The following is a 22,143-nucleotide window of genomic DNA, read 5'->3' as shown; positions in this document are numbered from 1 at the left end:
TTGCGTTCCAGACGCTTGCTGGTTCAGTTCCGCCCTCGCCCGCCGTTAACCAGTAGGGGGCGCACAGCCGCTGTACGCGTTCCCGTCAAGACCACCCATCCCCAGTATTCGACAATGTCGCCCCATAAGGGCGTCTGGAGCTCACGTCGTGTTTGCCCGACTCTCTATTTCCGCTCGCCTGCGCATCGCGGTCGGCGTGCTGGCCGTGCTGATCGTCGCGTCCGGCCTTGCCGGTCTGATCGGCATGTCGCATTCGAATGCGGCGCTCGGCTATGCCTATTCGAACCAGCTTGCCGCCGCAATCGACATCGGCAAATCGAATCTCAATCTGACGATCGCGCGCACCACGCTCGACCGCATCCTGCTGCATCCCGATTCGCCCGACGCCCCGCAACTGCTCGACAAGGCGCAGACCTATCTCGACACCTCGCGCAAGGCATGGGAAAGCTATCGCGCGCTGCCTCACGACGCCGACGAGCAGGCGCTTGCCGAGCAGGTTCAGACCGCGCTGGGCGCGATGCTAGAACAAGGCATTCAACCGCTCATGGCCGCCGTGAAGCAAGGCGACCGCGCGGCGCAGGACGACATTGCGATGAAACGCGTTCCGCCGTTGTCGGTCGCGCTCACGAAGGCGTCGACGGCGCTCGAACAATGGCAAAGAGCGCACGGCCAGCAGACCTTCGACGGCGCGACGGACTTCTACGCCGCTTTGCGCGCAGGCAGCATCGCGCTGATCGCCCTGGGTCTTGGCGTGGCGGCGGTCTGTGCGATCGGCCTGCATCGCGCGATCGCGGCGCCGCTGGCGAACTTGCTCGGCGCGTTGCAGCGCATCGCCGCCGGCGATCTGACCGCGCGCCTCGACGTGCGCTCGCAGGACGAAATGGGCCGCCTCGCCGCCGGTTTGCAGACCATGCAGGATGAGCTCGCGCGCACGGTGCGCAAGGTCTCGCATAGCTCGGAGTCGATCGCGTCCGCGACGCGCCAGATCGCCGCCGGTAACGACGATCTCTCGCAGCGCACCGAGGAACAGGCCGCGTCGATCCAGCAGACCGCCGCCAGCATGGAGCAACTGACCGCCACGGTTAAGCAGAACACCGAACACGCGCGCACGGCGCAATCGCTCGCGGGGAGCGCTCAGGAAGTGGTCGAGCGCGGCGCGGTGGTGGTCGGCGACGCGGTGCAGACGATGGACCGCATCGACCGCAGCTCGCAGAAGATCGCCGAAATCACCGGCATCATCGAAGGCATCGCGTTTCAGACCAATATCCTCGCGCTCAACGCGGCGGTCGAAGCCGCTCGCGCGGGCGAAGAAGGCCGTGGTTTCGCCGTGGTCGCGGGCGAAGTGCGCTCGCTCGCGCAGCGCTCGGCGGCGGCGGCAAAGGACATCAAGACCTTGATCGGCGAATCGGTCGGGCATGTTGCGTCTGGTGCGCAATACGTGCGCTCGGCGGGCACGACGATGACCGAGATCGGCGAATCGATTGGCCGCGTGACGACCATCATGACCGAGATCGCGCACGCGTCCGAAGAGCAGCGCGACGGCATCGAACAGGTCAATCTCGCGGTTTCGCAGATGGATCAGGTTTCGCAGCAGAACGCCGCGCTCGTGGAAGAAGCGGCGGCAGCGGCGATGTCGTTGACCGAACAGACCGACGCGCTGCGCGAGGCCGTCAGCGTGTTCAAGGTTGCTTGAGTCCGAATCGATAACGGCAGGCGTCCGGAGGATAGGCGCGAGACACCAGGACGCGCCCCACCCTTACCCCTTGCGCAAGGTCTGCGAAGGCAATTCCCCAAACAACCCGCGATATTCGCGCGCAAAATAACTCGGGTGTGTGAATCCCCATTGCGCGGCCGCGTCGCCCACCATCAACTCGTCCTGTTGCGTCGAACGCAACAGGCGGCGCACGCCATTCAAACGCACGGACCGCAGATATTCAATCGGCGACACATTGGCAACCCGCTGAAAACTCGTCTGCAACGTGCGGCGGCTGCAACGCAGCGCGACGCACAGATCGAGCACCGTCTGCGGTTCATCTGCACGCTGTTGAAGAATGCGCTCGCTACGAGATACGATTTCGGCGTAAGTCGCGTGCGTCAGATCGCGCTTTTTTGCGTGCTCCGGATTGAAAAGCTCCAGCAGCATACTGAGAACTTCGTCCCTGAAACGCTTGCTCGCGACCGGATTATCGAATGCCGCCGGCTGCTGCCTGAAAGCATCGAGAAATCGCGACAACTCCGTGCCCACGCGCTCGCCCTCGTCCACGTCGACGGGCAGCAGATTGCGATCGAGCAACGCAGCAGCGCGATCGCCCAGCACGCAAGAAGCTAGCGAACGCATTTCATCGGCGGGAATACTTGCGCCGAGGTAGTACATCGTTTCGGGCGTATAAAAACGAAATTCCTCGCCAGGACCAAGCAACCATAACGCGTAACCCTCCAGCCGGCATCCCTGAAACGTACCCGACACCGGCCGCTGGAGCGGCAAAGCGATCGACGCAAAACCGCGTGGCGCAATGCCCGATTGCGCCACGCTTCGATTGGTCGATTCGCGAAAGAACAGGAAATCAGATGCCTGCGCCTGCATGACGACGCTTTCGAAGCGTCCCGGCGTGAGCTGGCTATAAACCTGCTCCCAGCCGTTGACCGCCAGCGAATGATCGTGCACATCGGACAATGCGCGAACCCTGAATTCCATTCCCATTCTCCCGCGCGCTATGCCTCAATTCGCCGATGCCATTCAGACAAACGCAAGGTAATGCTTGACGAAACCATCGGACAACACTTCCCACACCGTCGAGGTGCCCTTCGTCACGAACCACGAATCTCCGGCCTTGAACGTGCGCGTTTCGCCCGTCGATTCGTCGGTCAGACGCACTTCACCCTGCACCACGGTCGCCTGTTCGGAAAACGGATAGACGAGGCGGAATTTACCCTGATTGGTGCCGAAATAAGCGGCCGATACGGCATCGGTCGGCGCGCCGTGCGTCATCTTGCCGAACGCGCCGATGTCACCGCCTTCGAGAATCTGCGCGCCGAGGTCGCTCAGTTTGCCCCATGCGTCGAGTTCGGAAAGCTGGATGCCTTGATGGATTGCGGTAAGACTCACGATTGAATACTCCGTGTCAATGAATTGAATGGGCGTCGATCAACGACGACCGTGCCAGTAGCCCGAGGTCTGGTGCATCACCTTGCCGAGCGTGACGAGCAGCGCGCGATATTGATCCTTGCCGCGAATGCTGGCGCGCGGAATCGAACTCACGAGCCGATAGCGATCCGAGCCGCCAAGAATGCCTTCAGAGAGAATCTTGCAGATGATCTGGCTGGGCGTGACGCCGAAACCCGAATAGCCCTGCACGAAATACGCATTCGGCCGGTCCGGCAGCGTGCCGATCTGCGGGAACAGATTGAGCGTCGAAGCCATCGGACCACCCCACGCGAGATCGATTTTGACGTCCTGCAAATACGGGAAAACTTCGAGCATCAACTTGCGGTTCCACGCCTTTAGATCGCTCGGGATATGCTCGACGAGCGACGTCGACGAGCCGAACAGCAAGCGGTTCTCGTTCGTCACGCGGTAATAGTTGATGACAGGGCGGATATCGCTGTACGCGCCGTGAATCGGGCTGATGCGTTTGATCAGTTCGTCGCTCAGCGGCTCGGTCATCGAGTTGTACGCGTAGACGTTGATGGTGCTTTTGTGCAGTTCCGGCTCGATGCCGTTGTTGAAGCCATCACACGCCCACACGATCTTCTTCGCACGCACGCTGCCTTTTGCCGTACGCACATGCACCGTGTCGCCGTAACTGATCTGCAGCGCCGGGCTGTATTCGAAGATGCGCACGCCGTAGATTTCGGAGACGGCCTTCGCTTCGCCAAGCAGCAGATTCAATGAATGCACGTGGCCGCCGCCCATATGCAGCAGGCCCGCGTGATACACATCCGAGCCGATGATCTGCTTGACGTCAGCACCTTCGACATAGCGGATCTCGTGTGGACTGCCAAGCGATTTGAAATCCTTTTCCCAACTGCGCAGCGTTTTGGCCTGGCGCGCGTTGTAGGCCAGATAGCCATAGCCGCTGCAGAAATCGGCGTCGATGTTGTAACGCTCGATGCGCTCGCGCATGATCTGCGGGCCGAGATCGCTCAGCGCGAAAATCGTGCGCAGGCCGTCTTCGCCCACATCCGCCTTGATCGCATCGAGATCGTGCCCGATGCCCGCCATCACTTGACCACCGTTACGCCCGGTGCCGCCGAAGCCGAGGTAACGCGCCTCCAGTACCACCGTATCGGTGACGCCGTTCTCGGCAAGTTCCAGCGCGGTGTGAATGCCGGAGAATCCCCCGCCGATAATCACCACCTCGGCCTGAATATCGTTTTCCAGCGACGGAAAGCTCAATTCGTATTTCTTCGTCGCCGTGTAGTACGTCGCAGTTTCGTCTGTGTGCATCGTAAATCCTGCTGGCGCATTGCACCGTCAAAGCGTATGTCGTTAATCAAGCGGAGCCGCAACGCGTACTCCCGTGCAGCCCTTGGCGGCCTTCAGGCCACCGCGAGGTAATGTTTGACGAAGCGCCCGGTATGAATCTCCCACGTCACCGGCGTGCCCTTCTGCACGAACCAGCTATCGCCCGCGCGATAACGCACGGCTTCGCCGGTCAGGCCGTTGCGCAGCGTGACTTCGCCTGTAACGACCGTCGCCTGTTCCGTGAACGGATAGACCATGTCGAAGCGGCCCCGCGTGCAGCCGAACCAGCCGGCACTCACCGGCGATGTCGGTGAACCGTGCGTGAGCCGGCCGAACACCTTCACCTCGCCTTCCAGAATCGTCGCGCCAAGGTCGGCGACCGTGCCCAGCTCTTCCATTTCCGGCACGTTTTCGTCAGGTTTAATGCTGTACATCGACTCTCTCTCCGATCAGGTTTGAACGACTTTAAGTGCCCAAAAACCGCGAGCGTCAGCACAGATTGGCAAGGTGTCGTGACGCCAGGGAAAATCACGACTCGCGCACCCCGCCTAGCCGGAGACGGGGCCGGCAAGCACCTGACGCGCCACTTTCACGCGTTCGGAAATGCGTTTCGCGAGTTTGTCGGTGTCGTCGGCGAGCCGCTTCATCTCCGAGGCAACCACGGTGAAGCCACGCCCGGCATCGCCCGCACGCGCCGCTTCGACCCGTGCGTTGAAGGAGAGAATCGACAGCGTTCGGATCGTCCTGAGGATTTCATCGACATCCGCGAGAATCGGATTGGTGGCGGCGGTCATTGCCGAGAGGCGCTGCTGCGCCGCCAGCTGGGCGGCGCGCTCGCCCTGCACTTCGATCACCAGCCCTTCGAGAAAGCGCAGTTCGCCCGTCTCCGCGTACACCCCGCCGCCGACTTCGCGCACCCAGATCGGCTCGCCGCGCGCGGGCCGGATGCGATAGTCGATCGTCCAGGATTCGCGCTTTGCGAGCGCTTTTTGCACGACGTCGAGCACATAGACTTCGTCTTCCGGTTCGGTCAACGAGGGCAAGGTACGCACGGCGTTATGAATGAAATCGGACGCCGGATAACCTGTAAGCGCGGCAACTGAAGGCGTTGCATAAACGACCGTATAGGTCGCGTCGTTGAGTTGCCGATACAGGAACCCGTTCATCCTGCCCGTAATGCTGTGCATGATGCCTAGCTCGTCGCGGCTCATGTCGCTTCCCGCACCCGCCCGATGGATCGCTGTCATTGCGTGCATGCTTTCGAAACGGCGGCGTTAAAAGTTCATCCGGATACCGGCCATGATGGCCAGTTGTCGATCGGAATTGCTGTTGACGAGATTCGGAATCTGCGCGTAATTCACGCTCGCGCCGGTTTGCGCATCGATGCCAAGCCCCGCGCCCGAGGACTTCTGCGCAATCGCCACCGCATAGAGCGCCGTTTGCTTCGAGAGCGAATAGTTCGTGCCGAGGTTGATCTGATGAAAGCGCGTCGAGCTGCCCCCGCTGACTTTCGCATCGTTGAAGATATAGGCTGCGCCAATGGTCCATGCGGGCGTCACCGTGTACACGGCGTTCAGTTCGGCGATATCGAACGACACGTCGGACCCGGCAGGATTCGCGCCGCTCGCAAAATACTGGCTGTTTTCCAGGCGCGTGTGCGTATAGACCACGGCCACCGTCGCCTTGTCGATGACGACGGAGCCACCAGCGCCCCACGCCTTCATCGAGGACGCGTTCTGCAACTGGCAATAGGAGGCATCCGTATTGGAGCAAGCCAGATCGCCGATATAACCGCTCGAACTGCCCAACGCCGCATCGAGCGGCTGGTTCAGCGACAGATAACCGGCGCTCAGCGAGAACGGTCCCTGATTGAAGGCCGCGGCAAGCGCATAGCCACGCTTCGCCGCGAAGTCGCCGGCCTGGCCGCCAAAGCTGAACGTGCCGCCAAATGTAAAGCCGCCGAAATTCGCACTGGTGAACTTGAGCGCGTTATTGAAGTTGAACGCTTCGTTCAGGTTGTCGATGTCACCGAAATGCGAGCCGTACAGCGTCGCCCAATTGTTGCTCGAAGCGTAGACGCCGAGAAAATCCGAATACGAATCGTACTGGCGCCCAGCGGAGAGCGTGCCGTAACGCTCGTCGCCCAGCGCGACCCACGCCTGACGATTGAACAGCGAGCCGCTTTGCAGCATCGCGCCCGTGCCGGTGAGGAACTGGTTTTCCAGGTCGAAACTCGCCTTGAGGCCGCCGCCCAGATCTTCGCTGCCCATCAAGCCCCAGCGCGACGGCACGAGATTGCCGCCGCTCATCTGCACGGCGTGGCCGCCGTGAACGGAGCCGTCGGCATTCGTCGTCTGCTGGTTGGTCGAATAGATCAGGCCCGCATCCACGGTGCCGTAGAGCGTGACGCTGCTTTGCGCCCACGCGCCACCCGATATGCCCATGAAAAGAATGGCTAATGCCTGGCCGGTCAATTTATTGTTCATCGTTTTTTGAATCGAATTTAGCGTGAGTGGAAGTCCACGACATGCCTGTACCTATCTGTCGCATGCGCGCGAGACCCGGCGGATCGGTGCGTCAGCGCGGCATCGCGCTTCGAGGGCAATGTAGAAGGCCAAAAATGCGCACCGGCAGCACAAATCGGCAACACGCAACACCGGACGGGTCAAACCAGGGTTTGTTTGGAGGGAGGTTGGGTATGCGCGGCTGCCGCTCACGTTTTTCGCACGCTGCCCGGTAGAATCATCGTCGCTTCCCCGCCTCGAGGACCCGATCCGATGAAACTCCACCAGTTGCGTGTGCTGCTCGCGCTCGCGCAGCACGGCAGCATGCATGAGGCGTCGCGCAGCATGCACGTCTCGCAGCCCGCGCTTTCCAAGGCGGTCGCCGAACTCGAGCGCGAGCTGGGCGTCACGCTGATCTCGCGCTCCGTACGCGGCGTGAGCCTCACGAACTACGGGCGCGCACTCGTCAAACGCGCGAGCGTCGTCGAACACGAATTGCGTCACGCGCTGGAAGACATCGAGTCGATGCGTGGTCACGCCGAGGCGCAACTGAACATCGGCTTTTCGGCCGTGGCCTCCAGCGGCCCGCTGCCCGAAGCCATCGCCGCGTTTCGCATGCGCTTTCCGTCCGTCGCGATCCGCGCGTATGAGTTGCGTCCGCAACAAATTCTCGAAGGGCTACGCGAAGGCCATCTTGATGTCGCGCTCATTTCCACCAATAGCGGCCCCGGCACCAGCGCGTTCCAGTGGGAACCGCTCTTTTCCGTGGGCATGATCGTGGCGGCGCGTCCGGGCCACCCGCTTGGAGGCGTCACGCGCGTCCGTGCGCTAGCCGAGGCGCAATGGCTCACGCTGGATCCGCTCGACGATCCCGGCAGTCCGCTCGCAAGCCTGATGCGCTTGCATCGCCTGGAAATGCCACGCGACGTCGTGCAAAGCAGCTCGAATCTGCTCGGTCTGCAACTGGCCACGCGTACGGATCTCATCAGCGTCTGGTCGGATTTCGTGTTTTATGGCGACGTGGGCCCGCTCGCACTCAATCCCAATGCGCTCAAACCGCTGCCGATCCGCGAAGAGTTACCGGATTACGACGTCTATATGGTCTATCGCTCGACCGATCTCATGACGCAGACTTGCCTCGAATTCAGCAAGGAAATTCGCCATCGCGGGCGACAAATGATATCGCCGCGCGAGGCGGCGCGATCCCCGCAAACCGCGCCCACAACCGCCACGCGCGGCCGGAAGCCTTCGACCAGAACGGCCGGCGCACCGGAATGAAGCGTCCCAATGCGAATTCCGCTTCAAATCGACGTAAAAAAGCCCCGGCGCGTCGACACGCCGGGGCTGAGTGCTTGCCACGCCACAGGCAAAAGAAAGGGCTGCAAGCTCTGCGGGTTTTAAGGGGTGATGACCCAGGCACTCGCGCAGTAATCCTGATGCCCGATGTCGTCGAATTGGATGTAAGAAGCATCGGGCACTGGCGTCATTATTCAAGCTGGCCGATGCAACGTATAGAAGCAGTTGCACGCACCGCCATCGCAGCAGCGCGCAAAATGTCGCACGTTCAAGGAATCCAGACATGGTCCGGACATGAGGATTCCATAGCAGATTTGCACGCACCATCGTAGGATGCAGGTTTTATCGCCTCGCCAACGATGCATCGCTACGAAACCCTCGCGCACACCATGGCCGAAGAGATCCGCTCCGGCAGCATTCCCGTGGGCGCGCGCATGCCGTCCTTGCGCCACGTGATCGCGCAACACGGCGTAAGCCAGGCCACGGCCACGCGCGCCTATTACCTGCTCGAAGAATGGGGGCTCGTGCGCGCGCAGGAGCGTTCGGGCTATTACGTCGCGCCTGGCGCGGGTGTAACCGCCGGTCAAACAGTTGGCACGGCAGTGGAGCGCACGCTGCTCGCCAGCGCGGGCAAGGTCGATATCAGCGATCTCGTGTTTTCGGTGCTCGATGCCGCGCGCGAACCCGATATCGTGCCGCTCGGCTCCGCATTTCCCTCGCCACAACTTTTCCCGCTGGAGAGGCTTGCGAAATCGCTGGCCACCGCGTCGCGCAATCTCAATCCATGGAGCACGGTCGTCGATCTGCCGCCCGGCAACGAGGCACTGCGTCAGCAGATCGCGCTGCGTTACATGGGAATGGGCATTGCCCAGCCCATGGACGAAATCGTCGTGACCAATGGCGCGCTGGAAGCGCTCAATCTCTGCCTGATGGCCGTCACGCGGCCCGGCGACTGCGTGGCCGTGGAATCGCCGGGCTTTTATGCGGCCTTGCAGGCCATCGAACGGCTCGATCTGCGCGCAGTGCCGATTCGCGTCGATCCCGTCACGGGCCTCGATCTCGATGCACTCGCCGCTGCGCTGGAGCGTCATCCGATTCGCGCCTGCTGGTTCATGACCAATTTCCAGAATCCCACCGGCGTGACGCTCAGCGTCGAGAAAAAGCGTGCGCTCGTCGATCTGCTCGCACGTCACGGCGTGCCGCTCATCGAAGACGATGTCTATGGCGAGCTGCATTTCGAGTCCGACTATCCGCTGCCCGCGCTCGCCTTCGATACGCATGGGCTCGTCATGCACTGCAGTTCGTTTTCGAAGACGCTGGCGCCGGGTTACCGCATCGGCTGGACCGCAGCGGGACGCTACGCGCAGAAGGTGCAGCGGCTCAAGCTCATGTCCACGCTCTCGGCGAGCATTCCCGTGCAGGCGGGCATGGCCGATTACCTGCAGCACGGCAGCTACGACCGCCATCTGCGCAAGGTGCGCGCGGCGCTACGCGCGCAACTCGGCGAAATGGAGCGCGCCATCCGGCGCTGGTTGCCGCGCGGCGTGCGCTACGCGCGGCCGGGCGGCGGCTATTTCGTATGGCTCGAATTGCCCGAGGCGATCGACGCGATGGCCTTGCACCGGCTCGCCATCGCAAGCGGCGTGAGTCTCGCGCCGGGCCCGATCTTTTCGCCGGAACACGGCTTTCGCAACTGCATTCGCCTGAACTTCGGCCATCCATGGAGTGAAACCATCGAGGCCGCGATGCGCACGCTCGGCAAGCTGCTCGCCGATCCCGCCGTGCGGGTGCCGGCGACCTAAACCCAGCGCTGTCCCCAGATCGTCCGTCGATGCCGTAAGATAGGTTTTTTTGATGCTTTCTGAATGGATCGACAGGTATGCCACTTTCGGGACGGAGCGCGAGCGCTGTACGGCAGTTTGAAGAAGACGCGATGGACTGGTCGGCGATCTGCGCGAGCGACGAGGTGGCTGCCTGCACGACGCGCGCCGTGACGCTCGGCGCCGCGCGACTGGTCGTCTGGCGCGACGGCGAAGGCGACATCCACGTCTGGGACGACCGCTGTCCACATCGCGGCGATCCGCTTTCGGGCGGCAGCGTGAACGGCGGTCTGCTCACCTGCCCCTCGCACGGCTGGCGCTTCGATGTGAACGGCCAGCAGGTGCGGATGCTGACGGTGGCGTCGCCGCGCTGCATGAGCGCCAACGACGCCACGGTTTATCCGGCGTGCGAGCGAGAAGGATTGATCTGGGCCTGCGTGACGACCCCGGCTTAAGAAAGCCGGTCGGCGGTGATCGACGGCTTAAGCGCGCTGCAGCACGAGTCGCGCTTCCAGGCCGCCGCCGGGACGGTTGTGCAGCGACAGCCGCGCGCCCATCGCCACGGCCAGTTGCCGCGCGATCGCCAGTCCAAGGCCCGTGCCGCCCGTGCCGCGATTGCGCGACGTTTCGAGCCGGTAGAACGGCTCGAACACGGCTTCGAGCGATTCTTCGGGAATGCCGGGCCCGCGATCCATCACCGAAATCGTCACCTCGCCATCGCCCGGTCCCTTGACCACGGCGATCTCCGCCGCCCCCGCGAACTTCAGCGCGTTATCGACAAAGTTGCCGACGATGCGCTTGAGCGCCTGGGCGCGCGTCACCACGGCCAGCGGCGCGCGCGTGTCGTAGCGCACGTCGCTGCCCGCATCGATGTAATCGCACACGATGCTGTCGAGCATCGAGTCCAGGTCGAGCCGAACCGGCACTTCGGCCGCGCCATGCAGCGTGCGCGCGTAGGCGACGCCCTCCTTCACGAGTTGCTCCATCTCCTGCAAGTCCTGCCGCAGCCGCGCGCCCTGAGTGTCGTCGTCCATCACATCGACACGCAGGCGCATACGCGTGATCGGCGTCTGCAGGTCGTGCGAGATCGACGCGAGAATCTGCATGCGCTCGGCCATATAACCGGCGATACGCGCCTGCATCGCGTTGAATGCGCGGGCGGCGCGCGCGACTTCGGACGGGCCACTTTCGTCCAGATGCTCGGCCTTGAGGTCCGGGCCCAGGGTATCGGCGGCCTTGGCAAGCACCTTCAGCGGCCGCGTCGCCACGCGCACCGCAAGCCAGCAGCAGACCGCCAGCACGATCAGTTGCCCGGCCAGCACCAGCGGCAGCCAGCGCGAGAGCGGCAGCGCATGCTGCGGCCGCACGTCGATCGTGAGCGGCGTGCCGTCGCTCAGGCGCAGATGCACCTGGAAGTGCTCACTATTGCCAGGAATCGCGTTGGCCGTCATCGCGTAATGCTTGCCGATGCCCTTCGAAATCGCCGCCTCGTAGCGCATCGACAATTGCGCGTCGGGCGCGACGCCGCGCACGCCCTCGCCCAGCACGAACATGTAGCTGCGCCGCGCGAGTCTGGGCAGCCAGGCAGCGCGTTCGGCGGGCGGCAGATTGTCGAGCAGCGCCACGGAGCTGGCCACTTCGCGTTCAACGTAATCCATCATCATGTTGGCCGTGGTTTCGTCGCGCTCGGTAAGCGTGAGCCAGACCGACAGGGTCTGCGCAAGCGCGAGGCCAATGCAGAGGATCAACGCGAGCCGTGCGAATAGCGTGCGAGGCCAGCGCAATAGATGACGCGCCGCGCCTTCGCTCATGGCAGCCGTCGGCGCAGCGTGAGTCGCGGCATTCATGGCGCACCCTCGACCGCGCTCACCGTCGCCGAAAACACATAGCCCTCGTTGCGCAGCGTCTTGATATAGCGCGGCTCGCGTGCGCCGTCGCGCAGTCGCTGGCGCAGGCGGCTCACCAGCAGGTCGATGGAGCGGTCGAACGCATCCGCCTGGCGCCCCTGCGTGAGGTTGAGCAACTGATCGCGCGTGAGCACGCGCTGCGGGTTGTCGAGAAACACGCGCAGCAGGCGGTATTCCGCGCCGGAGAGGGCCACGAGCGTGCCTTCCTCGTCGAGCAGATGACGCGCCGTGGTGTCCAGGCGCCATTCGCCGAAGCCGAGCATCGGCGCCGTTTCCGTGACCTGCATGCCGGGCGGCAGCATGCGCGTGCGACGCAGCACCGAGCGGATGCGCGCGAGCAGTTCGCGCACGGCGAAGGGTTTGGAAAGATAGTCGTCGGCGCCCATTTCGAGGCCGACGATACGATCGGTTTCCTCGCTGCGCGCCGTGAGCATGAGCACCGGCACTGCGCGAAAACGGCTTGCGCGCAGGTCGCGGCACAGCACGAGGCCGTCCTCGCCGGGCATCATCAGGTCGAGCACGATCAGGTCCGGCGCGCCGTTCTCAAGCGCCGCGCGCATCTCGCGGCCATTGGCGGCGAGCGACACGCGGATGCCGTTCTTTTCGAGGTAATCCGCGATGAGTTCGCGGATGCCACGATCGTCGTCGACGATCAGGATGTGGTCGATTTTTTCCATGCGCCGATCATACTCCGCGCTGTGCCGGCCGACGCGCGCCGTGGCGTCGTCCGTCGTCTGGTTCGTCGTCAGGTTCGAAGCGCTCGCGGCGCTCGGCTGTGGTCAGCGTGCAGACAAGCGGATGCACCGTCTCGTTCGCGAGACCGCCTGCGAGCAGCGCAAGCATCGCAAAGAGCCGCTTCATGCGTGCGCCACCACGGAAAGGCGTGCGCCGTCGTTCAGGCCGGCTTCGAGTTCGTAGATGTCCACGCCGTCGAGACAGCCGAGATTCACGCGCCAGAGTTTGGGATCTTTGCGTGTCTGATGAAACGGATAAATGCCGCAGTGTCGGCAGAAATAATGCTTCGCCGCGCGGGTGTTGAACTGATAGAGCGTGAGGTCCCCATCGCCGCTCGTGACGGTGAGTGCGCTGGCCGCGAACGGCGGCGACATCAGCGCGCCCTTGCGGCGGCACAGGCTGCAGTTGCAGCGCGAAGCGGGCGTGAGCGCGGTGCGGACTTCGAAGCGCACGGCGCCACAGTGACACGATCCGTGCAGGACCTCGGCGTTCATGGACGCTCTCCTCGATGGATTCGATTGCGATGGAAGCTTTATAGCGCGAAGCCAACGACGCTTTGTATCCCAACGTATCCGCCTGTCCCGGCGACACAAAATATTGCATGACGGGGGCCAATTGGCTGGTTTCGCTTCGTTATCAGCGCGGCCGGCGGGTCGAAGAACGTGAGCAGGCTCCAGAAGATCTCACTCGCCAGTGAAGTGAAGCAAAGCGTAGCGGACCCGTCCCACGGCCTCATTGCTGGCCATCCGGCCAGGTGTTGCGCGCCCGTGCGCCTTCTTAAGATTTCAGCGTCGGACTCGAGCCTGCAGTCCTTTCCCGCTTCGCCACCATTCGACACTCCGCCGTGCAAGCGCCAGGCATGACAAGGCGCAAACCCGCGTCACACGACCGGCGTGCATCGCTTGACGATTGGTGCCAATAGTGACACCATGAGACACGAACAAAAAATCATCGAACAGATGCGCGGCGAGCCCGCCAATGTGCGATTCAACGACTTGTTCAAGGTCTGCGAGACGTACTTCGGCACAGCCCGTCAGTCCGGCTCCAGCCATGCGGTTTTCAAAATGCCCTGGCCGGGCGACCCGCGCGTGAACATCCAGAACGATCACGGCAAGGCCAAGGTGTACCAGGTACGCCAGGTTCTCGAAGCGATCGACAAGCTCAAGGAGCGGCAATCATGAAGCACGACCACTTTACGTATCGCATCTCGTGGTCCCCGGAAGATGGGGAGCATGTTGGGCTGTGCGCGGAGTTTCCCTCGCTGTCGTGGCTCGACAAGTCGCCGGAGGGCGCGCTGGCCGGTATCCGTCGGCTGGTCGCCGAAGTCGTGCAGGAAATGACCGCCAGCGGCGAGAAAGTGCCCGATCCCATCGCGGACCGCAGCTATAGCGGCATCTTCAAGGTGCGCATTCCGCCGGCTGCGCATCGCACTCTGGTGATCCAGGCCACGGAAGAAGGCGTGAGCCTCAACCGTCTGGTTAGCGCGAAGCTCTGCGCGTAATCACTCCGCGCGGTTCAGTCGCCCGCGCGTCATCACCCAGATCGCGACCGCGGCGGCCGCGAATCCTGACGACGCGCCCACCAGCAGCGCCCAGCGCGGCCCCCAATGGTCGGCGATCCAGCCGACGATCGGCGCACCAATGGGCGTGCCGCCCAGCGCCACGGCCAGCCGGATCGCCAGCACGCGTCCGCGCATTGAAGGCTCGGTGGAAAGCTGCATCAGACTGTTGGTTTCCGTCATGACCGTAAGCGACGCCACGCCGATCACCACCAGCGCCGCGCCGAACCAGCCATAGCTGGGCGCAATCGCGGCCAGCAGGCAGCCCACGCCGAACAGCGCCGAAGCAATCAGCAACGAAGCAAATCGCGGGTTACTGCGATGCGCCCCGAACAACGCCCCCGACACCGTGCCCACCGCCATCAGCGACGAAAGCAGACCAAAGCCGCCTGCGTCGGCGTGAAAGACGCGCACGGCCATCGTCGAGATGAAGATCGGAAAATTCAGGCCGAAGGTGCCGATCAGGAACAGCATGACCACGATCGCCTTCAGGTCCGGGCGCGACCACACGTAGCGAAAGCCCGCCACCAGGTTGCCCTTGGCGGGCTTGGCCCGCGCTCGCATACGCAACTCGTGCGAGCGCAGCCGCGTGAGCGACACCAGCACGGCGACAAACGACAGCCCGTTGAGGACGAATGCCCAACCCACGCCCACCGAGGCGATCACAATGCCCGCCACGGCCGGCCCGACCATGCGCGCGGCATTGAACGAAGTCGAGTTGAGCGCGACGGCATTGGCGAGATCGCCATCGCCGACCAGTTCGGAAACGAAGGTCTGGCGCACCGGCGAATCGAACGCCGTCGTGGAGCCGAACAGAAACGCGAACAGATAGACGTGCCAGAGCTGCACGACGCCCGTGATCGTGAGCAGGCCCAGCATCAGTGCGAGCACGCCGAGCATGGCTTGCGTGAACATCAGCAGACGGCGCTGATCGAAGTGATCCGCCGCATAGCCCGACCACGGCAGAAACAGCAACTGCGGCCCGAACTGCAAGCCCATCACGACGCCCACCGCCGCCGCGCTATGGTGGGTGAGGCCCGTCAGGACAAGCCAGTCCTGAGCGGTGCGCTGCATCCACGTGCCGACATTGGACACCAACGCGCCCGCTGACCACACGCGATAGTTGAAGCTGCGCAGCGAACGGAACATACCGGTGGCGGAATCGCTCATGCCTGGCCTCTCGTCCTTATGGCTGCACGAGCCGCTGGAGCAGCTTGATGGCGTGCGCGAGTTCCTGCTGCTCGACGCCGGTCAGGCGTGCTTCGATCGTGCGCGCGAGCCAGTCCTGGCGCGCTGCGCGGCTTTCGCGCATCCAGTTTGCGAAGGCATCCGTTAGCGACCAGAGCGTCTGGCGGCCATCGGCGGGGTCCGGCGCGCCGGTCAGCAGCCCGGCCGATTCGAGTGCCGCCACCACCGTGCCCATCGACTGCGGGCGCATGCCTTCGGCGCGCGCGAGGCTCGATACCGTGGCGGGACCATCGCGTTCCAGGCGTTGCAGGACAGCCAGTTGCGAAGGCGTGAAATCGCCGGCGCTCGCCTGCTCGCGCAGACGCCGCTTGAGCTTGCCGACCAGCGCGCGCAGATCGCCCGCGAGCGCATCGGCTTGAGCGGAAACGGGTTCGGCCTCGGGGTGTGGGATGAGGGAAGTCATGCGCCCATTCTAGATAATGTGAAGTTAAACTGCAAAGTCTAACTTCATATCTGGCAAGGACGTCCCGCAAGTCTTTGCCCCGACTGTCGTTCCGGTTATTCCAACACTATCAAATGATAATGGTTATCATTTACAGAGTAAGATGACGTAGACACTTCATCGCCGTAAAGGGCGCAAACAGGAGGCTCGATCATGCATTACCCTGCCACGCTCGCTACTGGCGGCTCGCCGGTCAGAAATCCAAGCTTGTCCCAGTGGGAGACTGTCACGCGCCAGGCGATTGCCGTCGCGCGCGAAACCGGGGTCGGCGCGGCCCTCGCGGGCTACGAACAGGCGCTGTCGATCGCGCGCCAGTTGTTCGTCGCCCCGCCACCTGGCCGCGCGGAGGATTGCGTGGCCGCGCTGGTCGTCTCCTGCCACAACCTCACCGACCTGCACATCGAGCACGGCGACGCGGACGCCGCCGCCAGCTATCTTTGCCGGGCGCATGAGACGCTGATCTCGCTCATCCTCGACGCCGATCGGACCGCCTCGCTACGACAGGCAGCGTTGCGCCAGAGCCGGGCAACGCACCTCGCACTGGTCTCGCATGTGGCGGCCCACGGGCCGCATCCGCTCATCACCCGTGTCATGCGCATGGGCTGCCTGGTGCTCAACGTCGACGGCCCAACGCATCACTAATCAACCCGCAAGGAGCCTCCCGATGCCCCATGTCTTACCGGACCTGCCATACGCGCTCGATGCGCTCGAACCGCACATCGATACCCGCACGATGGAGATTCATCATTCGAAGCACCACCAGACCTACGTCAACAATCTGAACGCCGCGCTGGAGGGCACTGAATATCAGGATCTGCCGGTCGAAACCCTGATCGCCAGAATTGAGGCGCTTCCCGAAACCCTGCGCCTGGCAGTCCGTAATAATGGCGGTGGCCATGCCAATCACAGCCTGTTCTGGACCGTGATGTCGCCACGCGGCGGTGGCCAGCCTGATGGCGTGCTCGGTGCCGCGATCGACGCCGATCTGGGTGGTTTCGAGGCGTTCAAGGATGCCTTCACGAAGGCCGCGCTCACGCGGTTCGGCAGCGGCTGGGCGTGGTTGAGCGTGAACGCCCAGGGCAAGCTGGTCGTGGAAAGCACGGGCAATCAGGACAGTCCGCTGATGGCGGGTCTTATGTCGGGCAATACCCCGGTTCTCGGGCTGGACGTCTGGGAGCATGCCTATTACCTGAAGTACCAGAACCGCCGGCCCGAATACATCGGCGCCTTCTACAACGTAGTTGACTGGCAGGAAGTCGCCCGCCGATACATAGCCGCACGCGGGTAACACAAGCGGCTATCAGACAATCGGATCGATTTTATGATCTGGACTACGAATCAAGCATTGATCGCATGACACCTTGAGTCGCGCGGGAGGTTTCGATGAACACGGTGACAGACAGAGCTACGCTCACCGGACGCGCGACGACAGCGATCCGCGAAGTGCTCGCTGGCGGCCCGCGCGGGCCGCGCTCACTGCTACTGTTTGCAGGCCCCGCGGTCATTGCGTCGATCGCGTACATGGACCCCGGCAATTTCGCGACCAACATCCAGGCCGGTGCCGGGTTCGGCTACGCGCTGCTGTGGGTCGTGCTCGCCGCCAATCTCGTTGCGATGCTGCTCCAGGCGCTGTCCGCGAAACTGGGAATCGTCACCGGCCGCAATCTCGCCGAACTGTGCCGCGAGCAGTTTTCGCGTCCAGCGGTGTACACGATGTGGGGCGTGAGCGAAGTGGCGGCAATGGCGACCGATCTCGCCGAATTTCTCGGTGGCGCGATTGCGCTTGCGCTGCTCTGCAAGCTGCCGTTGATCGCGGGCATGGCGATCACGGCAACCGTCACCTACGCAATCCTGCTCTTCGAGAAAAACGGCTTCCGCCCGATGGAAATCGTGATCGGCGCGCTCGTCGGCGTAATCAGTCTCTGCTATCTCGCCGAAATGTTCATCGCTCCGGTCGCGTGGCCCGAAGTGGCCCGGCATACGATCGTGCCGTCGATGCCTGGTGGCGGCGCATTGATCCTTGCCGCCGGAATCGTCGGCGCAACCGTGATGCCGCACGCGATTTACCTGCACTCGGGGCTGACCCAGGACCGCATAGCCATCGGCAATGCGCGCGAGCGCCGCATGTTGATCCGCTTTTCGAATCTGGAAGTGATCGTCGCACTCTCCATCGCCGGACTCGTGAACATGGCCATGGTGATCATGGCGAGCGCTGCGTTTCATACGGGCCACAAGGACATCACGGAAATCAGCACTGCGTATCAAACGCTTACGCCGCTGCTCGGCGCGGGCGCCGCCACGCTCTTTCTGGTTTCGCTGCTCAGTTCCGGCATCTCCAGCTCGGTCGTAGGCACGATGGCGGGCCAGATGATCATGCAGGGCTTCATCGGTTTGCGCATTCCGGTCTGGCTGCGCAGACTCGTCACGATGGCGCCCGCGTTCGTCGTCGTAGCGCTCGGCGTGAACGCAACGCAGGCGCTGATCGTCAGTCAGGTGGTGCTGTCGTTCGCGCTGCCCGTGCCGATGGTGGCCCTCGTGCGATTCACGCGCCGCCGCGACATCATGGGCGAGTTTGCGAACGGACCGATGACCGATCTCGCAGCGATTGCCGCGACGGTCCTCATTCTGCTGCTGAACGGCGTTCTGCTGCTTCAGACGTTTGGCGTCGCGCTGCCGGGCTTCAGCGGCTAACGCGACGCTTCCCCAAACGCACTCGCTGGCGGCTACACGGTCACCACGATCTTTCCGAACTGCCCGTTGGTTTCCAGGTAGCGGTGCACATCCACGATCTCATCGAACCCGAAGGTACGGTCGATGACCGGCTTCAGCGCGCCACTTTCGAGGCCGCCAAGCACGAACTCGACAGCCGCCTTGCGGCGCGTTTCATCGCCGCTCGTGAGCCAGATATTGTGAGCCTTCACCGTGATGACTTTGGCGATCATCTCCAGCACGGGCAGCGTCGTTTCCCGCTCGTCGAGCGCGCCGTAAATGAACGCTATCCCCTTGAAGGACAGCGCCGAGATCAACTTCGCGAAGTTCGGCCCGCCCACTGGATCGAACGCCACGCGCGCGCCCTGACCATTCGTGATCCGCATGATTTCCTCGACGAGATCGGTCTCGTCGGTGACCACCACATGCGCGGCGCCGGCGTCGAGCAACGCCTGTTTCTTGCTGGCGTGACGCGTTACCGCAATGGACGTCGCGCCCGCGTAGTTGGCGATCTGGATCGCCGCGAGACCGACGCTGCTCGACGCTGCCGGCACCACGACGAAGTCGCCGTGGGTCACTTTCGCGTCTTCGATCAGCGCGCCGTAGGCCGTGACGAACATCATCCAGACCGAAGCGGCTTCAGCGAACGACAGCGATGCGGGATGCCTGACCACCGCGTATCCGGGCACGATGATCGTTTCACCGTAGGTGAAGTACTGATTCATCGAGAACGACGGGATCACGTTGACCGCATCGCCCGGTGCAATGCCGGCGACATCCGCGCCCACGGCATCGACAATGCCTGCGGCCTCGTACCCCAACCCAGCCGGGAACTTGACGGGTTCGATATAGGCGTCAGCGCGCCACATCGCTTCCGCGCGGTTGATGCCGATGGCTTTCACCTTGATGCGCACTTCGCCCGGCCCCGGTGCGGGTACCGCTGCTTCCACGAATTCCAGCACTTCCGGTCCACCGGCCTTGGCAAACTTGACAGTCCGTGACATAACACACTCCTGCGTTGATTGAGGATGGGACAACGTCCGGCCTAGACCGTTGCGACGGCTTCCGGAACCGGGTGATAAGCGGGGAAATCCGAGTAATGCTTTTCGTCGCCGCCCCAGAATGCTTCGCGAACATACGGCGTGAGCGGCAAGTTGTGCTTGAGACGATACGGCAAATCGGGATTCGACGAGAAGTGCCGCCCGAACGCGACGAGGTCGGCGTCGCCGGACGCCACGATGGCTTGCGCGCTGTCGCCGTCAAAACCGCCGGCGGCGATGATGGGGCCCGAGAAGTGCGCGCGCAGATACTTCGTTGCAACGGGCGCCTGCCCTTCGTGAAGCGTGTCGTCTCCCTTGATGCGCGGTTCGATAACATGCAGGTAGGCGATTCTGTATTCGTCGAGCACCTTCGCCACGTGGCTGAACGTCGCCTCCGGATTGCTATCGGAGATGCCGCCCCATTCACCCGACGGGGAAATGCGCACGCCCACGCGGTCCGCGCCCCACACGGAAATCAGCGCTTCGACCGCTTCGCGCAGGAAGCGCACGCGGTTTTCGATCGGGCCGCCGTAGGCGTCGGTACGCTTGTTGGTGCCGTCCTGGATGAACTGGTCCACGAGATAGCCATTCGCGCCGTGCAATTCGACGCCGTCAAAACCCGCGTCCAACGCGCGCTGCGCGGCGACGCGGAACTCCTCGATGATGCCGGGAATCTCTTCGATGCCGAGCGCACGGTGCGGCGAAGCCGGCACGAAACCCTCCTTCGTCAACGCCACGCCGTCGAACGGCACGACCGAGGGCGCGACCGGCGCGACGCCGCCCGTCATGTCGACATGGCTTTGACGTCCGCCGTGAATCAGTTGCATGAACACGCGGCCACCCTTGGCGTGAACCGCATTGGCAATCGCCTTCCAGCCCTCGACCTGGCCGTCGTGAAAGAAGCTTGCCGCGCCGAGGTACGAGCGGGCCGTCATGGAAATACTGACGCCTTCGACGATTTCGAGGCCGCCTTCTGACGCACGCTGGCCGTAGAAGTCCGCCATCATCGGGCTGGGAATGTCGCCGGGCTGAATCGTGCGCAGGCGGGTCATGGGTGCCAGAACGACGCGGTGCGAAAGGGAATAGGCGCCAACCGTCGTCGGGGTGAACAAGTGTGCCATGGTCTTTCCTTGAGAGTTTCGCAACAGGGAGCGCGCGATCCGCGGGGATCAGCTCAAGGCATGGGCAACACTCAATGTCCCGGAGACCTTGGAGGCGACTGTTCGTCGCCGCGCCGTCTGATAGGCAATCTAGCGATTCAGGCCGGGAAATAGAAAGACCTTGTTGGCTGGGAGGTATGCCTGCGAGGCATCGCTGAGGTTTAGCGCGACAGGGCGGGCCCGGTGATCTCGATGATCCAGCCGACAAACGCCTTGAGCGCAGCGGTTGCGTTTCGGCCATCCGGATAAAGAATGGAGACCGGCACGGGCAAACATCTCGCGTTCGTCAGCACTTCCTTCAAGCGCCCGCTTTGAAGATAGGGAAAGGCCGCGAACTCCGATAACTGGATCAGGCCTAGCCCTTCAAGCCCGCACTGCAGATAGGCTTCGGTTTCGTTGACCGCGAACCGGCTGGTCATCGTCATGACGACTGTTTCGCCATCGACGCTAAAACGCCAGTCCAGAGGACGACCCGTCGCATTCGCAATGTAGTTGACGACGCGATGACCCTGTAGCGCGCTAACGGACTCGGGTTCGCCGTGCAGACTGAGATAACGCGGCGATGCACAGGTGATCCAGTTCAACTGGCCGAGTCGACGCGCAACGAGTGTCGAGTCGATCAGTTCGCCGGTGCGGATGACGCAATCTATCCCGTCATAGATCAGATCGGCCGGACGATCGCTTAGACCGAGCACCAGATCGATATCCGGGAAGCGCGCCTCGAATTCCCGCAAGCGCGGCAACACGATGGACCGGCCGATCAGTCCGGGCATATCGACCCGCACGCGTCCGCGTAGCTGCGCCACTTCAACCGATAGATCGTTTTCAGCCCTCGCAATCTCGGACAGAATGGCCTGACACGACGCAAAGTAACGCGCGCCCGCATCGGTCAGACTCAGTGTTCGCGTGCTCCGCCTGAGCAGAGGCGTCCCCAGGTGAGCCTCCAGGTTCTTGATGATCGCCGTGACCGACGAACGGGGCATCGACAAGGTCTCGGCCGCTTTGCTGAAGCTCTGCGCCTCAACGACCCTGACGAATACTGTCATTGCCTGAAGTTTGTCCATAAGCAGACCACGTAGCGAGTTTGAGGGCAGACGTTTGCAGAACCGCTATGTTACTGCCCCACTCTGCATTCAGTATTCAGGCACGGCGAACAATGTGACGAGTGTGTGCCACTACACTGCGGATCGTTCATGAGATGTTCTTTCCGGTGCAACGGCAACCGGGTTCGAACGACTCTTCCTTCGACATTCTGTTTT

At 62.9% G+C, this 22,143-nt stretch carries 24 protein-coding genes; 9 read left to right on the top strand and 15 right to left on the bottom strand.

Annotated elements, in window-relative coordinates; translation table 11 throughout:
- Positions 1 to 148 precede the first annotated feature (148 nt).
- The gene (locus tag B0G62_RS24530) at positions 149 to 1,693 is read left to right on the top strand and encodes a methyl-accepting chemotaxis protein (protein ID WP_103706809.1); all 1,545 of its coding nucleotides are present in this window, start codon (positions 149 to 151) and stop codon (positions 1,691 to 1,693) included.
- Between the two features lie 63 nt (positions 1,694 to 1,756).
- Here B0G62_RS24530 and B0G62_RS24525 read toward each other — a convergent pair whose 3' ends face one another.
- From B0G62_RS24525 to B0G62_RS24500, 6 genes are all read right to left on the bottom strand, one after another.
- Entirely contained in the window at positions 1,757 to 2,695 is a 939-nt protein-coding gene (locus B0G62_RS24525; RefSeq protein WP_103706808.1) for a helix-turn-helix domain-containing protein, read from the bottom strand.
- A gap of 42 nt (positions 2,696 to 2,737) precedes the next feature.
- Positions 2,738 to 3,106 (bottom strand): cupin domain-containing protein, encoded by a 369-nt coding sequence (locus B0G62_RS24520; protein WP_103706807.1) that lies wholly within the window; start codon positions 3,104 to 3,106, stop codon positions 2,738 to 2,740.
- 39 nt (positions 3,107 to 3,145) lie between these two features.
- Complete coding sequence (locus tag B0G62_RS24515; protein ID WP_103706806.1) at positions 3,146 to 4,447, bottom strand: NAD(P)/FAD-dependent oxidoreductase; 1,302 nt, start codon at positions 4,445 to 4,447, stop codon at positions 3,146 to 3,148.
- Positions 4,448 to 4,539: 92 nt separating this feature from the next.
- A complete protein-coding gene (locus B0G62_RS24510) occupies positions 4,540 to 4,899 on the bottom strand; it encodes a cupin domain-containing protein (RefSeq protein ID WP_103706805.1) in 360 nt (119 codons plus the stop codon).
- 114 nt (positions 4,900 to 5,013) lie between these two features.
- Positions 5,014 to 5,676 (bottom strand): methyl-accepting chemotaxis protein, encoded by a 663-nt coding sequence (locus tag B0G62_RS24505; protein WP_167401332.1) that lies wholly within the window; start codon positions 5,674 to 5,676, stop codon positions 5,014 to 5,016.
- Between the two features lie 63 nt (positions 5,677 to 5,739).
- Entirely contained in the window at positions 5,740 to 6,951 is a 1,212-nt protein-coding gene (locus tag B0G62_RS24500) for a porin (protein ID WP_103706803.1), read from the bottom strand.
- A 291-nt stretch (positions 6,952 to 7,242) separates the two neighbouring features.
- On the opposite strand from B0G62_RS24500, the gene B0G62_RS24495 reads away from it, so the two are divergent.
- From B0G62_RS24495 to B0G62_RS24485, 3 genes are all read left to right on the top strand, one after another.
- Positions 7,243 to 8,247, top strand: coding sequence for a LysR family transcriptional regulator (locus B0G62_RS24495; protein WP_103706802.1), 1,005 nt, complete (start codon positions 7,243 to 7,245; stop codon positions 8,245 to 8,247).
- A gap of 377 nt (positions 8,248 to 8,624) precedes the next feature.
- Positions 8,625 to 10,067, top strand: a complete 1,443-nt coding sequence (locus B0G62_RS24490; RefSeq protein ID WP_103706801.1) for an aminotransferase-like domain-containing protein — start codon at positions 8,625 to 8,627, stop codon at positions 10,065 to 10,067.
- Between the two features lie 77 nt (positions 10,068 to 10,144).
- Positions 10,145 to 10,540 (top strand): Rieske 2Fe-2S domain-containing protein, encoded by a 396-nt coding sequence (locus B0G62_RS24485; protein ID WP_208624245.1) that lies wholly within the window; start codon positions 10,145 to 10,147, stop codon positions 10,538 to 10,540.
- A 27-nt stretch (positions 10,541 to 10,567) separates the two neighbouring features.
- Here the strand turns inward: B0G62_RS24485 and B0G62_RS24480 are convergent, their stop codons facing one another.
- The 4 genes from B0G62_RS24480 to B0G62_RS24470 are packed head-to-tail and all read right to left on the bottom strand — an operon-like array spanning position 10,568 to position 13,221.
- Positions 10,568 to 11,896 carry an ATP-binding protein gene (locus tag B0G62_RS24480; RefSeq protein ID WP_103706799.1) on the bottom strand — a complete coding sequence of 443 codons (1,329 nt, stop codon included), beginning with the start codon at positions 11,894 to 11,896 and terminating at the stop codon, positions 10,568 to 10,570.
- 32 nt (positions 11,897 to 11,928) lie between these two features.
- Positions 11,929 to 12,669 (bottom strand): response regulator, encoded by a 741-nt coding sequence (locus B0G62_RS24475; RefSeq protein ID WP_103706798.1) that lies wholly within the window; start codon positions 12,667 to 12,669, stop codon positions 11,929 to 11,931.
- Positions 12,670 to 12,676: 7 nt separating this feature from the next.
- Positions 12,677 to 12,853, bottom strand: a complete 177-nt coding sequence (locus B0G62_RS31790) for a hypothetical protein (RefSeq protein ID WP_167401331.1) — start codon at positions 12,851 to 12,853, stop codon at positions 12,677 to 12,679.
- The gene (locus tag B0G62_RS24470) at positions 12,850 to 13,221 is read right to left on the bottom strand and encodes a GFA family protein (protein WP_103706797.1); all 372 of its coding nucleotides are present in this window, start codon (positions 13,219 to 13,221) and stop codon (positions 12,850 to 12,852) included. Before B0G62_RS24470 ends, B0G62_RS31790 begins: the two co-directional genes overlap by 4 nt.
- Positions 13,222 to 13,629: 408 nt before the next feature.
- Here B0G62_RS24470 and B0G62_RS24465 point away from each other — a divergent pair, with 408 nt between their 5' ends.
- Together B0G62_RS24465 and B0G62_RS24460 are read left to right on the top strand one after the other, a co-directional pair.
- Positions 13,630 to 13,908 carry a toxin HicA gene (locus B0G62_RS24465; protein WP_244193363.1) on the top strand — a complete coding sequence of 93 codons (279 nt, stop codon included), beginning with the start codon at positions 13,630 to 13,632 and terminating at the stop codon, positions 13,906 to 13,908.
- A complete protein-coding gene (locus tag B0G62_RS24460) occupies positions 13,905 to 14,228 on the top strand; it encodes a type II toxin-antitoxin system HicB family antitoxin (RefSeq protein ID WP_103706795.1) in 324 nt (107 codons plus the stop codon). Before B0G62_RS24465 ends, B0G62_RS24460 begins: the two co-directional genes overlap by 4 nt.
- On the opposite strand, the gene B0G62_RS24455 is transcribed toward B0G62_RS24460, so the two are convergent.
- Complete coding sequence (locus B0G62_RS24455; RefSeq protein WP_103706794.1) at positions 14,229 to 15,455, bottom strand: MFS transporter; 1,227 nt, start codon at positions 15,453 to 15,455, stop codon at positions 14,229 to 14,231.
- A gap of 16 nt (positions 15,456 to 15,471) precedes the next feature.
- Positions 15,472 to 15,936, bottom strand: a complete 465-nt coding sequence (locus B0G62_RS24450) for a MarR family winged helix-turn-helix transcriptional regulator (protein WP_103706793.1) — start codon at positions 15,934 to 15,936, stop codon at positions 15,472 to 15,474.
- Positions 15,937 to 16,128: 192 nt separating this feature from the next.
- On the opposite strand from B0G62_RS24450, the gene B0G62_RS24445 reads away from it, so the two are divergent.
- From B0G62_RS24445 to B0G62_RS24435, 3 genes are all read left to right on the top strand, one after another.
- Positions 16,129 to 16,617 (top strand): DUF2753 family protein, encoded by a 489-nt coding sequence (locus B0G62_RS24445; protein WP_106346940.1) that lies wholly within the window; start codon positions 16,129 to 16,131, stop codon positions 16,615 to 16,617.
- A gap of 22 nt (positions 16,618 to 16,639) precedes the next feature.
- Positions 16,640 to 17,263, top strand: coding sequence for a superoxide dismutase (locus B0G62_RS24440; RefSeq protein ID WP_103706791.1), 624 nt, complete (start codon positions 16,640 to 16,642; stop codon positions 17,261 to 17,263).
- A 95-nt stretch (positions 17,264 to 17,358) separates the two neighbouring features.
- Positions 17,359 to 18,666, top strand: a complete 1,308-nt coding sequence (locus B0G62_RS24435) for an Nramp family divalent metal transporter (RefSeq protein ID WP_103706790.1) — start codon at positions 17,359 to 17,361, stop codon at positions 18,664 to 18,666.
- 32 nt (positions 18,667 to 18,698) lie between these two features.
- On the opposite strand, the gene B0G62_RS24430 is transcribed toward B0G62_RS24435, so the two are convergent.
- The 3 genes from B0G62_RS24430 to B0G62_RS24420 form a co-directional block, all read right to left on the bottom strand.
- Positions 18,699 to 19,688: a zinc-dependent alcohol dehydrogenase family protein gene (locus tag B0G62_RS24430; RefSeq protein ID WP_103706789.1), complete on the bottom strand. Its 990-nt coding sequence runs from the start codon at positions 19,686 to 19,688 to the stop codon at positions 18,699 to 18,701.
- Positions 19,689 to 19,729: 41 nt separating this feature from the next.
- Positions 19,730 to 20,845 (bottom strand): alkene reductase, encoded by a 1,116-nt coding sequence (locus tag B0G62_RS24425; protein ID WP_103706788.1) that lies wholly within the window; start codon positions 20,843 to 20,845, stop codon positions 19,730 to 19,732.
- 200 nt (positions 20,846 to 21,045) lie between these two features.
- On the bottom strand, positions 21,046 to 21,948 hold the full coding sequence (locus B0G62_RS24420) for a LysR family transcriptional regulator (RefSeq protein WP_103706787.1): 903 nt from the start codon (positions 21,946 to 21,948) through the stop codon (positions 21,046 to 21,048).
- Between the last annotated feature and the right edge of the window lie 195 nt (positions 21,949 to 22,143).

Origin of the sequence: Paraburkholderia eburnea (genome assembly GCF_002917095.1) — a bacterium.
Classification (GTDB): Bacteria; Pseudomonadota; Gammaproteobacteria; order Burkholderiales; family Burkholderiaceae; genus Paraburkholderia; species Paraburkholderia eburnea.
Note: the sequence above shows the minus strand (reverse complement) of the source record. Positions and strands in the feature narration are given on the sequence as shown.